This is a genomic window from Lentzea sp. NEAU-D7 (genome assembly GCF_026242055.1).
GTDB lineage: Bacteria > Actinomycetota > Actinomycetes > Mycobacteriales > Pseudonocardiaceae > Lentzea.
The window spans coordinates 14202-27665 of the sequence record NZ_JAPJDL010000035.1; the positions used below are offsets into that span (position 1 = coordinate 14202).

A 13464-nucleotide genomic window follows, 5' to 3' on the forward strand; every position below is an offset into this window, starting at 1 on the left:
TCGGAGGCAGCTCGATGACGCTCGCGATCACCCCTGGAACCACCACCGCCGTTCCGGCTGTCGTCGGCGCCGACCTGCGAGTTCCCCTGGTCACCGGAGAGCGCGTCACCTACGCCAACCTCGACCACGCGGCGTCGGCTCCCTGTCTGCAGGAGGTCCGCGACGCCGTCGACGAGCTGCTGCCCTGGTACGCGAGCGTGCACCGCGGTGCCGGGTTCGCCTCGCAGGTCTCGACCCGCGTCTACGAGCAGGCCCGTGACCGCGTGCGCCGGTTCGTCGGGGCGCACTCCTCCGACGCCGTCGTCTTCACCCGCAACACCACGGACTCGCTGAACCTGTTGGCGCGCAGCGTTCTAAAGAACACCGCGGTCGTGCTGTTCGACAGCGAGCACCACGCGGCGCTGCTGCCGTGGCGCGGCCCCAACGTTCAGCGCGTTCCCGCTCCGTCTTCGTCCGGTGCTGCCGTGGTCGCACTGGACCGGGCGTTGGCCGCCGCCCCGGTCGGCCCTCGGCTCGTGATCGTCACCGGGGCGTCCAACGTCACGGGGGAGCTGTGGCCGGTCGCCGAGCTCGCGAAGGTCGCCCGCCGCCACGGCGCGCGCATCGCGCTCGACGCCGCACAGCTCGCCCCGCACCGCCCGATCAACGCCCGTGAGCTGGGCGTCGACTACGTCGCGTTCTCCGGCCACAAGATCTACGCGCCGTTCGGCGCGGGCGTGCTGGTCGGCCGCGCGGACTGGCTGCAGCAGGCCCAGCCGTACCTGGTCGGCGGCGGTGCCACGTCCAAGGTGACCGACCACGGCGACCGCCTCGGCGTGGCCTGGTCGGCGGTGCCCGAGCGGCACGAGGCCGGCAGCCCGAACGTCGTCGGCGTGCACGCGCTGGCAGCGGCCTGCGAGATCCTTTCGCGGCACTGGGAGCAGACCGTCGCGCACGAGCAGGAACTGCTGACGCGCCTGCGGAACGGCCTGCGCACCGTCCCCGGCTTCCGCGAGCTGGCGATCCTCGCCGACGCGGACAAGGTCGGCGTCGTGAGCTTCACGATCTCGGGCTTCGACGCGGGCTTCCTCGCGGCGGCGCTGTCCGCCGAGTACGGCATCGGTGTGCGCGACGGAGCGTTCTGCGCGCACGTGATCGTGGGGCGTCTGGTGAAGCAGGCCGGATCGCACGAGGAACGCGCCGTGCGCGCGTCGATCGGCCTCGGCACGACGGCCGAGCACGTCGATCGTCTGATCGCGGCGCTGCGCACCCTCGTCACCGAAGGTCCGAAGTGGAGCTACGCGCAGCACGACGGCCGCTGGGTGCCGCAGGACGACGACCGAACCCTGCCGCCGTTCCTCGCGTAGTCCCTGTAGTGGACAATGACCTGGTGAGTGACGAGTCCAAGGCCGAGGAGAAAGCCTCCGGGGAGGTCGCTGACAAGCCGGCGGAAGCGCAGGTCAGCGACCCCGAGACGGTCGCGACGCCGGTGATCGTGGCCGAGGGGCCGGACGCGGGGCAGAAACCCGCCGAGTCCCCCGCGAAGGCGGAGGACGACGACGAGTTCTCGATCGCCGGTTCGATCTCCGGCTCGTTGCCGGAACCGAGGACGAAGATCCTCGCGGCCCTGGCGGCCGGCGTGCTGGCCCTCGACGTGGCCACCAAGGTCGTGTCCGTCGCGTTCCTCGAGGGCGCCGACCCCATCAAGCTGTTCGGCGGCGTGCTCTACCTGACGTTCGTCCGCAACCCCGGCGCCGCGTTCGGCATGGCGGAGAGCATGACGTGGATCCTCGCGCTGATCGCGTTCGGCGTCGCCGGGTTCATCGTCTGGATCTCGCGCAACCTCCGCTCCCAGGGCTGGGCCGTCGGCCTGGGCCTGGTGCTGGGCGGTGCCGTCGGCAACCTCGCCGACCGGCTCTTCCGCGAGCCGGGCCCGATGCGCGGCCACGTGGTGGACTTCCTGTCGCTGTTCGACCCGTACGGCCAGGTGTGGCCGGTGTTCAACGTCGCCGACATGGCGATCGTCGGCGGTGGCGTGACGATCATCGTCCTGGCGCTGATGCAGCACGACTACGACGGCACCGTCCACAAGAACGCCGAGCCGCTCGTGGAGCAGGACGGTCTGCAGGAGCCGAAGTAGCCGCTCCTGGTAGTTTCAGCAGGTTCTGCAAGAAGAAGAAGGTCGAGGCCCCGCGTGAGCGGATACCGAACGCTGCCCATTCCCGACGGTCTGGACGGCATGCGCGTCGACGCCGGTCTCGCGAAGCTGCTCGGCTTGTCCCGCACCGTCATCGCGTCCATCGCCGACGCCGACGACGTGCTGGTCGACGGCCGGGTGGTCGGCAAGTCCGACCGGCTCACCGCCGGCTCGATGCTGGAGATCACGCTGCCGGCGCCACCGCAGCCGGTCACCGTCCAGGCCATTCCCGTCGAGGGTCTGAAGATCATCCACGAGGACGACGACATCATCGTCGTCGACAAGCCCGTCGGGGTCGCCGTGCACCCGTCGCCGGGCTGGACCGGGCCGACCGTGGTCGGCGGGCTCCTCGCCGGTGGCCACCGCGTCGCCACGTCCGGAGCCGCCGAGCGCCAGGGCGTCGTGCACCGGCTCGACGTCGGCACGACCGGCGTGATGGTGGTCGCGAAGTCCGAGTCCGCGTACTCGGCTCTGAAGCACGCCTTCAAAGAGCGGACCGTCGACAAGGTCTACCACGCGATCGTGCAGGGCCACCCGGACCCGATCAAGGGCACCATCGACGCCCCGATCGACCGGCACCCCAAGCACGACTACAAGTTCGCCGTGATGCAGGACGGCAAGCCGTCCATCACGCACTACGAGGTGATCGAGGCGTTCCGCGCGGCGTCGTTCGTCGAGGTCCACCTGGAGACCGGGCGCACGCACCAGATCCGCGTGCACTTCTCGGCGCTGCACCACCCGTGCGTGGGCGACCTGACGTACGGGGCCGACCCGACGCTGGCCAAGCGGCTCGGGGTGACGCGGCAGTGGCTGCACGCGCGCCAGCTCGGGTTCCACCACCCGGCGGACGGGCAGTGGGTCTCGTTCACGTCGGAGTACCCGGACGACCTGGCCGAGTCGCTGGAGAAACTGCGCGAAGAAGGCTGATTGCGTCTGGGTAAATCACCGGTTGACGACGTTGCACTTGATGTTAACCGGTGTGCTCAATAGCGTTTTCGGCATGCACCTGACAGTTCTCGCGGCCTCGGGCCGCACCGGTCTCGCCCTCACCCGCCAGGCGGTCGAGCGCGGCCACGTCGTCACCGCGATCGCCCGCGATCCGCGGCGGATCGCCCTCGAACACCCGAACCTGCGCAAGGTCTCCGGCGACGTGGGCGATCCGGCCTCGATCGTCCTCGACCCGGACACCGTCGTCCTGTCCGGCCTGGGCACGGACCGGCCGGGCGTGCTCACCGACGGCGCCAAGGCCGTGATCGCCGCCGGGCCGCGCCGGATCATCTGGCTCGGCACCTACGGAACGGGCGCCTCGGCCGAGGCGGCGGGCGAGGGCGCCGCCGTGCTGTGGAAGTTCTTCGGCGACCGGATCCCGGACAAGGTCGAGGCCGACAACGCCGTCCTCGCCGCCGGTGGCACGGTGTTCCACGCCGGGGTGCTCACCGACGAACCGGCGGGCCCCGGCCGCACCGTCGGCCTGGACGCCGCGCCGCCGTTCGACCTCGGGGCCGAGGTCAGCCGCGAGACCGTCGCCGCCGCGATGCTCGACGAGGCCGAGGAACCGCGCTTTCCCGGCGCGGTCGCACTGCCGCTAGCGGCCTAGAACGTCGCGGACGACCGTCCGCACCTGGGCGCGCAGCCACGCGTGGGCGAGGTCGGAGTCGTAGCGCTGGTGCCAGTTGCAGTTGATCGGCGCTTCCGGCGACTCGGCCGGCAGCGGCAGGGTGACCAGCCCGAACGCCTCGATCAGCGGCCGGCACAGGATCGCCGTGGTGGTCACCAGGGCATCGCTCGCGGCCGCGATCTGCACCGCCGAGTGCACCGTCGCCACGGTCGCGATCACCTTGCGCCGCAACCCTTCCGCGGCCAGCAGGTCATCGATCGGGGCGGTCAACCGGCCGCGTCGTGAGACCACCACGTGCGGATAGTCGGCATACGCGCGCAGATCCAGCTCGGTGCACGGGTGCCCGGACCGCATGACCACGGCGAGCGCGTCGGTGCCGAGGGTCTCCGAGCGGAACTCGGGGAGCTCGGGCGTGCCGCCGCCGAGTTCGAGGTCGACCCGCCCGTGCCGCAGGTCGTCGGTGTCGGCGGAGTGCTCGGCGAGCACCCGCAGCCGCACACCCGGTGCCCGCTCCGCGATCCGTCCGATCAGCACGGGCACCACTGACGAGGCGAGGGCGTCGTGGCACTGGATCGTGAACGTGCGCTCCAGTTCGGCCAGTTCCAGCTCACGGCTCGGCGCCAGCACGGCGTTGGCCTGCCGCACCAGCCGGTGCACCTCGTCGGCGATCCCGAGCGCGTACGGCGTCGGCGTCATGGTGTGGCCGGTCCGCACGAGGATGTCGTCGCCGGTCACCTTCCTGATCCGCCCGAGCGTCCGGCTGACCGCGGGCGACGACAGGTGCAGCCGCTCGGCCGCGCCCATCACGCTGCCCTCCTCGAGGAGGGCGTCCAGCACCGTCAGCAGGTTCAGATCCGCTTGCATGAGAGCCAATCTTGGAGGAGACCGTGCTCGCCGCCACCACCGCCGCCGTCCGCCGTGCCGGAGAGCGGATGCTGAAGCGCTACTCGCCCGAATCCCGCACGTCCTCTCTCGCGGAACTCGTCACCGCCATCCAGGCCAACGACGCCGCCGTCGTCGACCTTCTGAAGCCGGCACTGGCCGAGATCCGCCCGCGGGCGCGCTGGCTCGACGACGAACACGGCTCCGGACCCCTGGACTCCGGCGAGTGGTGGCTCGTCGATCCCGTCGGCGGCAACATGAACGCGGCCCAGGGCATGACCGACTGGAACATCGGCGTGAGCCTGGTCCGCGACGGCCGGCCGGTGCTCGCGGTCGTGCACTTCCCGCTGTTCGACGAGACGTTCACGGCCACCGAGGGCGGCGGCGCGTTCCTGAACGGCGTGCGGCTGACGGTCTCGGACAAGACGTCGCTGGACGGCGCACTGGCGGGCACCAGCCAGGCGCAGCCCGGTCAGGGACCGGAGATGGCCGACCGGGTCGGCGCCTCCTACAGCGCGATGGCGAAGCAGGCGCTCTACGTCCGGGTCTCGGTGCCGGTCACGCACCAGCTCGCCCAGGTCGCCGCCGGACGGATGGACCTGCACTGGCAGTACGAGAACGTGCGCGCGCACGCGGCGGGGGTGTTGCTCGTGCAGGAGGCGGGCGGCGTCGTCACCGATCTGGACGGCAAGCCGTGGGAGCTGACCAGCCGCGAGTACCTGGCGGCAGCGCCGGGCGTGCACGCGGCGGCACTGGAACTGCTTTAGTCGTCGACGGTCCAGACGAGGGTGTTCAGGTCGACCTCGGGGCGCACGCTCCAGCGGACCTGGATGACCTGGGTCTCGTCGGGCAGCACGAACACGCTGTGCCCGCCCGCGGTCTCGCCCGGCTGGATGCCGAGCTTGTGCGCGGGCCGGGAGGACAGCGAGACGGGCGCCTTCGTCACGGTCTCGCCGGTCTTGGTCACGAGGACCAGGTACATGTCCGGCAGCGAGGTGTAGGGGATCTGCGAGGTGTTCGTCACCTCGGTGTGCACGACCACGGCACGTTCGCCCTCGGCGAGCTTGTAGCCGGCCGCCGTGAAGAGGAAGTCGGCCGGGTCGACGACCTCGACCAGCTGGATGGTGAGACGGGCGCCTTCGAGGCTGTCCGCCTCCAGCACCGAGCCGATCTTGCCGGTCCGCGAGACGACGGGCTTGGGCTGCGGCTGGTCCGCGCGCACCCAGCCCGCGGACTGGGGCGGACCCCACGTCGCCTGCGGCGGCTGCTGGGCGGGGAACGGCTGGCTGATCGGGGCCTGCGGGCCGTAGGGCTGCTGGACCGGGTGGGGGCCGCTCTGGTGCACCGCGTACGGACCGGACGGCGGACCGCCCATGTAGTTGCCGTAGGCGGCGGCGTTCGCGAGGGCCCTGCGCACGCCGTTCGGGTCGCACTCCACCCCGACCAGCAACGGCAGTCCGCTGCCGGAGAGCGTGATCAGGCGCATGGCGGCCTCGCGCGGGTCCATGCCCAGGCGCTGGGCGATCTCGTGCACGGCGGCGCGACCCGACTCGGCGAGAACGGCGAGCAGGCGGGCGTCTACGGGATCGGGGGGCACCACGAAAAGAACGCTACCCGGCGGTCGTGACCACCGTGTCACCGCGTACCGGATCGAGATCACCGCGACAAACCCCGGAGCCTCCGACAGGTGATCTTCGAGGCGGGATAGGGTTGGCGGATCCGGAATTCGCGTCCTTCCCACGCGTCCGTTCGATCTCTGGAGGTACCGTGGCGGACTCGTTTGTGCATCTGCACGTGCACACCGAGTACTCGATGCTCGACGGTGCGGCCAAGGTGGCCCCGCTGTTCGAAGAGGCCGAGCGGCTCGGCATGACCGCTGTCGGCATGAGCGACCACGGCAACATGTACGGGTCGGACGAGTTCTACCAAACGGCGATGAAGACCGGCATCAAGCCGATCATCGGCATCGAGGCGTACCTCGCCCCGCACAACCGCCTGCACAAGAAGCCGGTCGCCTGGGGCGACCCCGGTCAGCGCAGCGACGACATCTCCGGTGGTGGCGCCTACACCCACATGACGATGTGGGCGCGCAACGCGGACGGCCTGCGCAACCTCTTCCGCCTGCACACCGAGGCGAGCAAGACGGGCTACTACTACAAGCCCCGCATGGACCGCGAGCTCGTCTCGCAGCACGCCGAGGGCATCATCGCGACGACCGGCTGCCCGTCCGGCGAGGTGCAGACCCGGCTGCGGCTCGGTCAGGTCGACGAGGCGTTCAAGGCCGCGTCCGACTACCGCGACATCTTCGGCAAGGAGAACTTCTTCCTGGAGTTGATGGACCACGGCCTGGAGATCGAGCGCCGCGTCCGCGACGGCCTGCTGGAGATCAGCAAGAAGCTCGGCATCCCGCCCCTGGCCACCAACGACAGCCACTACGTCACCAAGGACCAGGCGGACACGCACTCCGCGTTGCTCTGCGTGCAGTCCGGCAAGATGCTGACCGACCCGAACCGGTTCAAGTTCGACGGTGACGGTTACTACCTGAAGTCGTCCGAGGAGATGCGGGAGATCTGGAAGGACCTCCCGGAGGCGTGCGACAACACGCTGCTGGTCGCGCAGATGGTCGAGTCCTACGAGGACATCTGGACCGTCAAGGACCGCATCCCGAACTTCGAGGTCCCCGAGGGCGAGGACCAGGCGTCCTGGTTCCGCAAGGAGATCCGGCGCGGCCTCGAGTGGCGGTTCGCCGGCAAGGAAGTCCCCGAGGAGTACATCAAGCGCTGCGACTTCGAGGCCCAGGTCATCATCGACAAGGGCTTCCCGGCGTACTTCCTGATCGTCGCCGACCTGATCAGCTACGCCCGCAGCGTGGGCATCCGCGTCGGTCCCGGCCGTGGCTCCGCCGCGGGCGCCGCCGTGTCGTGGGCGATGGGCATCACGAACATCGACCCGATCCCGCACGGTCTGCTGTTCGAGCGGTTCCTGAACCCCGAGCGCACCGCCATGCCCGACATCGACATCGACTTCGACGACCGCCGTCGTGGCGAGATGATCCGCTACGCCAGCGAGAAGTACGGCGCCGACAAGGTCGCGCAGGTGATCACGTTCGGCACGATCAAGACCAAGGCGGCGCTGAAGGACTCGGCGCGCGTGCACCACGGCCAGCCGGGCTTCGCGATCGCCGACAAGATCTCGAAGGCGCTGCCGCCGCCGATCATGGCGAAGGACATCCCGCTCAACGGCATCGTCAACAAGAGCCACCCGCGCTACGGCGAGGCCGCCGAGGTGCGGTCGCTGCTGGAGACCGACGCGCAGGTGAAGGAGATCTTCGACACCGCGCTCGGCCTCGAGGGCCTGATCCGCAACGCCGGCGTGCACGCCTGCGCGGTGATCATGTCGAAGGACCCGCTCACGGAGTCCATCCCGCTCTGGTACCGCGACGACGGCTCGTTCATCACCGGCTGGGACTACCCGTCGTGCGAGAACATCGGCCTGTTGAAGATGGACTTCCTCGGGCTGCGCAACCTCACGGTGATGGGCGACGCGATCGAGAACATCGAGGCCAACCGCGGCAAGGACGCGGTCCCGGACTTCGACAAGCTCACGCTCGACGACCCGGAGACCTACGCGCTGCTCGGCCGCGGTGACACGCTCGGCGTGTTCCAGCTGGACGGCGGGCCGATGCGCGACCTGCTGCGCCGCATGCAGCCGACCACCTTCGAGGACATCGTCGCGGTCGGCGCGCTGTACCGCCCCGGTCCGATGGGTGTGAACGCGCACAACGACTACGCGGACCGCAAGAACGGCCGCCAGGAAGTCAAGCCGATCCACCCGCAGCTCGAGGAACCGCTCAAGGAGATCCTCGGCGAGACGCACGGTCTGATCGTCTACCAAGAGCAGATCATGTTCATCGCCCAGGAGGTCGCGGGCTACTCGATGGGTCGCGCGGACGTGCTCCGCAAGGCCATGGGCAAGAAGAAGGCCGAGGTCCTCGCGAAGGAGTTCGAGGGCTTCCAGCAGGGCATGCGCAACGACCCGCGCGGGTTCTCCGACGAGGCCATCCAGGCGCTGTGGGACACGATCCTCCCGTTCGCCGGCTACGCGTTCAACAAGTCGCACGCGGCCGCGTACGGCCTGATCTCGTACTGGACGGCGTACCTCAAGGCGAACTTCCGCGCCGAGTACATGGCCGCCCTGCTCACGTCGGTCGGCGACAACAAGGACAAGTCCGCGGTCTACCTCGCCGAGTGCCGCCGTCTGGGCATCAAGGTCCTCCCGCCGGACGTCAACGAGTCGGCGCTGCGCTTCAGCGCGGTCGGCACGGACATCCGCTTCGGCCTGGGCGCGATCCGCAACGTCGGCGCGAACGTCGTCGAGTCGATCATCAAGACGCGCAAGGAGAAGGGCGCCTACACGTCCTTCACGGACTTCATGGACAAGTCCGAGCTCGTCGCCTGCAACAAGCGCGTGATCGAGTCGCTGATCAAGGCCGGCGCGTTCGACGCGTTCGGCCACCCCAGGCTCTCGCTGATCCAGGTGCACGAGGACGCGGTCGACGCCGTCGTCCCGATCAAGCGCAAGGAGGCGGAGGGGCAGTTCGACCTGTTCGGTGGCGACAGCGCCGACGACCAGGACGACAGCACCTCGCCGCTCGCGCACCTCAAGTTCGGCACCGACGAGTACCCGCGCAAGCAGATGCTCAGCCTCGAGAAGGAGATGCTGGGGCTGTACGTGTCCTCGCACCCCCTCGACGGCGCCGAGCGGATCCTGCGCAAGTTCGCGCCGCGGCCGATCGCGGTCGTGCTCGACGACCCGCCCAAGGAGGGCGAGCTGATCGTCTCGGGCATGATCTCGTCGATCGAGCGGCGGGTGAACAAGAACGGCCTGCCGTGGGCGATCACGGTCATCGAGGACCTGGACGCGTCCATCGAGGTTCTGTTCTTCCCCAAGGCCTACGAGGTGCTGCGCGACGACCTGGAGCTCGACTCCGCCGTGTGCGTGAAGGGCCGGGTGAACTGGCGCGAGGACAAGATGGCGATCTTCGGTGACGGGGTCGTCCCGCTCGACATCAGCGACGCCGAGGCGAACCCCGGAGCGGACCCGCCCCTCGTCCTCGGGCTGCAGACCAGGACCCTGACGCCCGAGCTGATCGAAGAGCTGAAGAGCGTGTTCAAGTCGCACGAGGGCCAGGTCGCCGTGCACCTGGAGGTGCAGAAGCGCGACAAGTCGAAGGAGATGATGGTGGTGGGCAACTTCCGGGTCAACACGACGCCGTCGCTCTTCGGTGACCTCAAGACCATCCGGGGCATCACCATCCACCGCTAGACCACCAGGCCGGTCCCGGCAGCGCGTTGCCGGGACCGGTTTTCCAGCGGAAACGGCCGGATTCGAGTGGGATGTCGGCTATCGGCCCCGTGACCAATTCCGCGTTGTCCAGTGGACGAGGATCGCCTGAGAATTAGTGGCGGGTGATGAGTAAACGGGGTTAACTGGGTGGGGTGACGACACTCACGCAGTTGCCCGACGACTACGTCCAGAACCCGCACGAAGCGCACGACATGTTGCGCGCCGAGGGGCCCGTGCAGGAAGTCCGCATGCCGCGTGGGCTCAAGGTCTGGCTCGTGACTCGGTACGACGAGGCGAAGATCGCCCTCACGGACCCCAGGGTCAGCAAGAACATCGCCGAGGGCGGCCACCTGATGGCCGTGCACGCTCCCGAAACCGATCAGCGCCGCGAGATCGAGCCCTCGCTGTCCGTTCACATGCTCAACATGGACCCGCCCGGCCACACCCGGCTGCGCAAGCTCGTGACCAAGGCGTTCACCGCCCGCCGCGTCGAGCTGATGCGCCCGCGCGTGCAGGAGATCACGGCCGAGTTGCTCGCCAAGCTGAACGACGGCGACGAGGTCGACCTGCTGGAGGCGCTGGCGTTCCCGCTGCCGATCACGGTCATCTGCGAGCTGCTCGGCATCCCGATCGACAACCGCGACGACTTCCGCGAGTGGTCGAACCAGCTGCTGTCCTTCGGCACGCCGGAGGAGGTCCAGGCGGCCGCGTCCGCGATGGCCGGCTTCCTGTACCAGCACGTCACGGCCATCGCCCAGGCCGAGCCCGACGACACGTTCTTCTCCGCTCTCGTGCACGCCGACGACTCCGGTGACCGGCTGAACACCGAAGAGCTGATCTCGATGGCGTTCCTGCTGCTCGTGGCGGGCCACGAGACGACGGTGAACCTCATCGGCAACGCGGTGCTGTCGTTGCTGCGCAACCCGGACCAGCTGCAGATCCTCAAGGACCGTCCCGAGCTGATCCCGGCCAGCACCGAGGAGTTCCTGCGGCTGGAGGGCCCGATCAACGTCGCGACCTTCCGCTACACCAAGGAGGACGTCGAGCTCGGTGACGTCACGGTGCCCGCCGGCGAGATCCTGATGGTGTCGCTGATCGCCGCCAACCGGGACCCCGCGAAGTACGAGAACCCCGACCAGCTCGACGTGACGCGGTCCGCGCAGGGGCACGTGGCGTTCGGGCACGGCATCCACTTCTGCCTCGGCGCGCCGCTGGCCCGGCTGGAGTTCGACGTGGCGCTGACGCAGCTGCTCGACCGGTTCCCGAACCTGACGCTGGCCGCGGAGCCGGAGACGCTGGTGTGGCGGGACAGCACGCTGATCCGCGGTCTGCACACCCTCCCGGTGCGCCTCGCCTAATGTGCTGCGGGTGGACGACCTGCTGAAGCTCGACCAGGCGCACGTCTGGCACCCGTACGGTCCGATGCCGGGCACCCAGGAGCCGTTGCTCGTCTCAGGGGCCTCGGGTGTCCGGCTCGAACTCGCGGACGGCCGTGAACTCGTCGACGGCATGTCGTCGTGGTGGGCGGCCATCCACGGCTACCGCCACCCGGTGCTCGACGCGGCCGTCACCGAGCAGCTCGGCAGGATGAGCCACGTGATGTTCGGCGGGCTCACGCACGAGCCCGCCATCAGGCTCAGCGCGAAGCTCGTCGAGATCACCCCCGAGCCGTTGCAGCACGTGTTCCTCTGCGACTCCGGCTCGGTGTCGGTCGAGGTCGCGGTGAAGATGTGCCTGCAGTACTGGCGCTCGCGGAACCGGCCGGAGAAGCACCGCCTGCTGACGTGGCGCGGTGGCTACCACGGCGACACGTTCAACCCGATGTCCGTCTGCGACCCCGACGGCGGGATGCACTCGCTGTGGCGCGGAATCCTGCCGCAGCAGGTGTTCGCGGACGCGCCACCGGCCGAGATGGACACCGCGTACGTCCAGCACCTCTCCGACCTGATCGAGGAACACGCCGGAGAGCTCGCCGCGATCATCGTCGAGCCGGTCGTGCAGGGCGCCGGGGGCATGCGCTTCCACGACCCGCGCTACCTGCACGTGCTGCGCGAACTGGCGTACACGCACGACGTGCTGCTGGTGTTCGACGAGATCGCCACGGGCTTCGGTCGCACGGGCGAGCTGTTCGGCGCCGACCACGCCAGCGTCAGCCCGGACGTCATGTGCCTGGGCAAGTCGCTGACCGGCGGGTACATGACGATGGCCGCGACCCTGTGCACCACGAGGGTGGCCGACGGGATCAGCAAGGGCGAGGTGCCGGTGCTCGCGCACGGGCCGACGTTCATGGGCAACCCGCTGGCGTCGGCGGTGTCGCTGGCGTCGATCGACCTGCTGCTGTCGCAGGACTGGAAGCGCGAGGTCGCCCGGATCTCCGCCGGGCTCTCGGCGGGGCTGGCTCCCGCACGCGAGTTGCCCGGTGTCCGGGACGTGCGCGTGCTGGGCGCCATCGGCGTTGTGCAACTGCACGAGCCCGTGGACATGGCCCGGGCCACTCGCGCCGCCGTGGACGCGGGCGTCTGGCTGCGGCCCTTCCGCGACCTGATCTACACGATGCCGCCGTTCGTCAGCACGGACGCCGACGTCGCGCAGATCGCGGCGGCTGTGGTCGACGCCGCCCGCTAATGTGCCACGCCATGGGGAAAATGCCGGCTGCGCTGGGCGTGGCCATCCTGGGGGTAGCGGGTCTCGTGGTGCCGGCGCAGGCGGCGGACGAGCCCATCACGTTTCCCAAGATGTACGGCTCCGGGCGCGGCGGGACGATCAACCTGCCGGGCACGGGCGGCAAGTGCCTCGACGCGGCGCTGGAGGAGATCGACCGCGACGGCGGCAAGGTGCAGATGTGGACGTGCGGCCTCGCCGGTGCCGAACAGCAGTGGCGGTACGAGTACGTGGGTGACTCGAGCGGCCAGGCCTACGTCGTCAACGAGGCGAACGGCAAGTGCCTCGACATCGCCCTGGAGGAGATCGGCCAGGAGGGCGGCCGGGTGCAGATGTGGCAGTGCACCGGCAGCGTCGAACAACGCTTCACGGTCGTCTACCACCAGGGCGACCTGTTCATCACGCCCGTCGCGACCAAGGGCTTCCTCGGCGCGTCCGGTGTCCACGAGGGCGCGCCGATCGGCATCTACGCCAAGGGCTGAACGCCGATCGCGGCCGACAGCTGCGTGTCGGTCGGCTCGACCAGGACATCCCCGTCCGGCAGCACCAGGACGGGGATGTTCTTGCGTCCGGAGAGCTCGATCGCCCGGTCGCGTGCCTCGTCGTCGTGCTCGACGTCTACGTAGGTGAACGGCACGTTGTTGCGGGTCAGCCACGACTTGGCCCGGCGGCAGTCGCCACACCACTCGGCGCCGTACATCACGATCGGTTGCTCACTCATGCTGCGTATTTTGCCGCTTCTCCGGAGACGGCGCCGCGGCCGCCCGGTAGTCGGCCGGAC

Annotated in this window: 12 protein-coding genes; 9 read left to right on the forward strand and 3 right to left on the reverse strand. The window is 69.5% G+C overall.

From position 1 onward, the window contains the following. The first annotated feature begins 14 nt into the window (after window positions 1-14). The 4 genes from ORI60_RS42330 (at window position 15) to ORI60_RS42345 (ending at window position 3773) form a co-directional block, all read left to right on the forward strand. A complete protein-coding gene (locus ORI60_RS42330; protein WP_266043631.1) occupies window positions 15-1346 on the forward strand; it encodes an aminotransferase class V-fold PLP-dependent enzyme in 1332 nt (443 codons plus the stop codon). 23 nt (window positions 1347-1369) lie between these two features. Then, on the forward strand, window positions 1370-2119 hold the full coding sequence (gene lspA / locus ORI60_RS42335; protein ID WP_266043632.1) for a signal peptidase II: 750 nt from the start codon (window positions 1370-1372) through the stop codon (window positions 2117-2119). Window positions 2120-2218: 99 nt separating this feature from the next. After that, window positions 2219-3103, forward strand: coding sequence for an RluA family pseudouridine synthase (locus ORI60_RS42340; RefSeq protein WP_266043696.1), 885 nt, complete (start codon window positions 2219-2221; stop codon window positions 3101-3103). A 73-nt stretch (window positions 3104-3176) separates the two neighbouring features. Then, window positions 3177-3773 (forward strand): NAD(P)-dependent oxidoreductase, encoded by a 597-nt coding sequence (locus ORI60_RS42345; RefSeq protein ID WP_266043633.1) that lies wholly within the window; start codon window positions 3177-3179, stop codon window positions 3771-3773. On the opposite strand, the gene ORI60_RS42350 is transcribed toward ORI60_RS42345, so the two are convergent. Continuing rightward, the gene (locus ORI60_RS42350; RefSeq protein ID WP_266043634.1) at window positions 3762-4658 is read right to left on the reverse strand and encodes a LysR family transcriptional regulator; all 897 of its coding nucleotides are present in this window, start codon (window positions 4656-4658) and stop codon (window positions 3762-3764) included. The two genes, ORI60_RS42345 and ORI60_RS42350, sit on opposite strands and share 12 nt — an antisense overlap. 11 nt (window positions 4659-4669) lie before the next feature. On the opposite strand from ORI60_RS42350, the gene ORI60_RS42355 reads away from it, so the two are divergent. After that, entirely contained in the window at window positions 4670-5443 is a 774-nt protein-coding gene (locus ORI60_RS42355; protein WP_266043635.1) for an inositol monophosphatase family protein, read from the forward strand. Here ORI60_RS42355 and ORI60_RS42360 read toward each other — a convergent pair. Beyond that, on the reverse strand, window positions 5440-6276 hold the full coding sequence (locus ORI60_RS42360) for an AsnC family protein (protein ID WP_266043636.1): 837 nt from the start codon (window positions 6274-6276) through the stop codon (window positions 5440-5442). The two genes, ORI60_RS42355 and ORI60_RS42360, sit on opposite strands and share 4 nt — an antisense overlap. 212 nt (window positions 6277-6488) lie before the next feature. Between ORI60_RS42360 and dnaE the strand changes: the two genes are divergently transcribed. From dnaE to ORI60_RS42380, 4 genes are all read left to right on the forward strand, one after another. Next, entirely contained in the window at window positions 6489-10001 is a 3513-nt protein-coding gene (gene dnaE, locus ORI60_RS42365; RefSeq protein WP_416234592.1) for a DNA polymerase III subunit alpha, read from the forward strand. Window positions 10002-10174: 173 nt separating this feature from the next. Then, window positions 10175-11380, forward strand: coding sequence for a cytochrome P450 family protein (locus ORI60_RS42370; RefSeq protein ID WP_266043638.1), 1206 nt, complete (start codon window positions 10175-10177; stop codon window positions 11378-11380). Window positions 11381-11384: 4 nt separating this feature from the next. After that, on the forward strand, window positions 11385-12647 hold the full coding sequence (locus ORI60_RS42375) for an adenosylmethionine--8-amino-7-oxononanoate transaminase (protein ID WP_266043697.1): 1263 nt from the start codon (window positions 11385-11387) through the stop codon (window positions 12645-12647). Between the two features lie 11 nt (window positions 12648-12658). After that, window positions 12659-13165 (forward strand): RICIN domain-containing protein, encoded by a 507-nt coding sequence (locus ORI60_RS42380; RefSeq protein WP_266043639.1) that lies wholly within the window; start codon window positions 12659-12661, stop codon window positions 13163-13165. Here ORI60_RS42380 and ORI60_RS42385 read toward each other — a convergent pair. Continuing rightward, a complete protein-coding gene (locus tag ORI60_RS42385) occupies window positions 13150-13404 on the reverse strand; it encodes a glutaredoxin family protein (protein WP_266043640.1) in 255 nt (84 codons plus the stop codon). The genes ORI60_RS42380 and ORI60_RS42385 overlap by 16 nt on opposite strands. Window positions 13405-13464: the final 60 nt, after the last annotated feature.

Excerpts from the sequence above, each read along its gene's own strand:
- dnaE (WP_416234592.1), top strand. The coding sequence starts at position 6,489 with ATGCTCGACGGTGCGGCCAAGGTGGCCCCGCTGTTCGAAGAGGCCGAG.
- ORI60_RS42350 (WP_266043634.1), bottom strand. The coding sequence starts at position 4,658 with ATGCAAGCGGATCTGAACCTGCTGACGGTGCTGGACGCCCTCCTCGAG.
- ORI60_RS42380 (WP_266043639.1), top strand. The coding sequence starts at position 12,659 with ATGGGGAAAATGCCGGCTGCGCTGGGCGTGGCCATCCTGGGGGTAGCG.
- ORI60_RS42340 (WP_266043696.1), top strand. The coding sequence starts at position 2,219 with ATGCGCGTCGACGCCGGTCTCGCGAAGCTGCTCGGCTTGTCCCGCACC.
- ORI60_RS42385 (WP_266043640.1), bottom strand. The coding sequence starts at position 13,404 with ATGAGTGAGCAACCGATCGTGATGTACGGCGCCGAGTGGTGTGGCGAC.
- ORI60_RS42330 (WP_266043631.1), top strand. The coding sequence starts at position 15 with ATGACGCTCGCGATCACCCCTGGAACCACCACCGCCGTTCCGGCTGTC.
- ORI60_RS42345 (WP_266043633.1), top strand. The coding sequence starts at position 3,177 with ATGCACCTGACAGTTCTCGCGGCCTCGGGCCGCACCGGTCTCGCCCTC.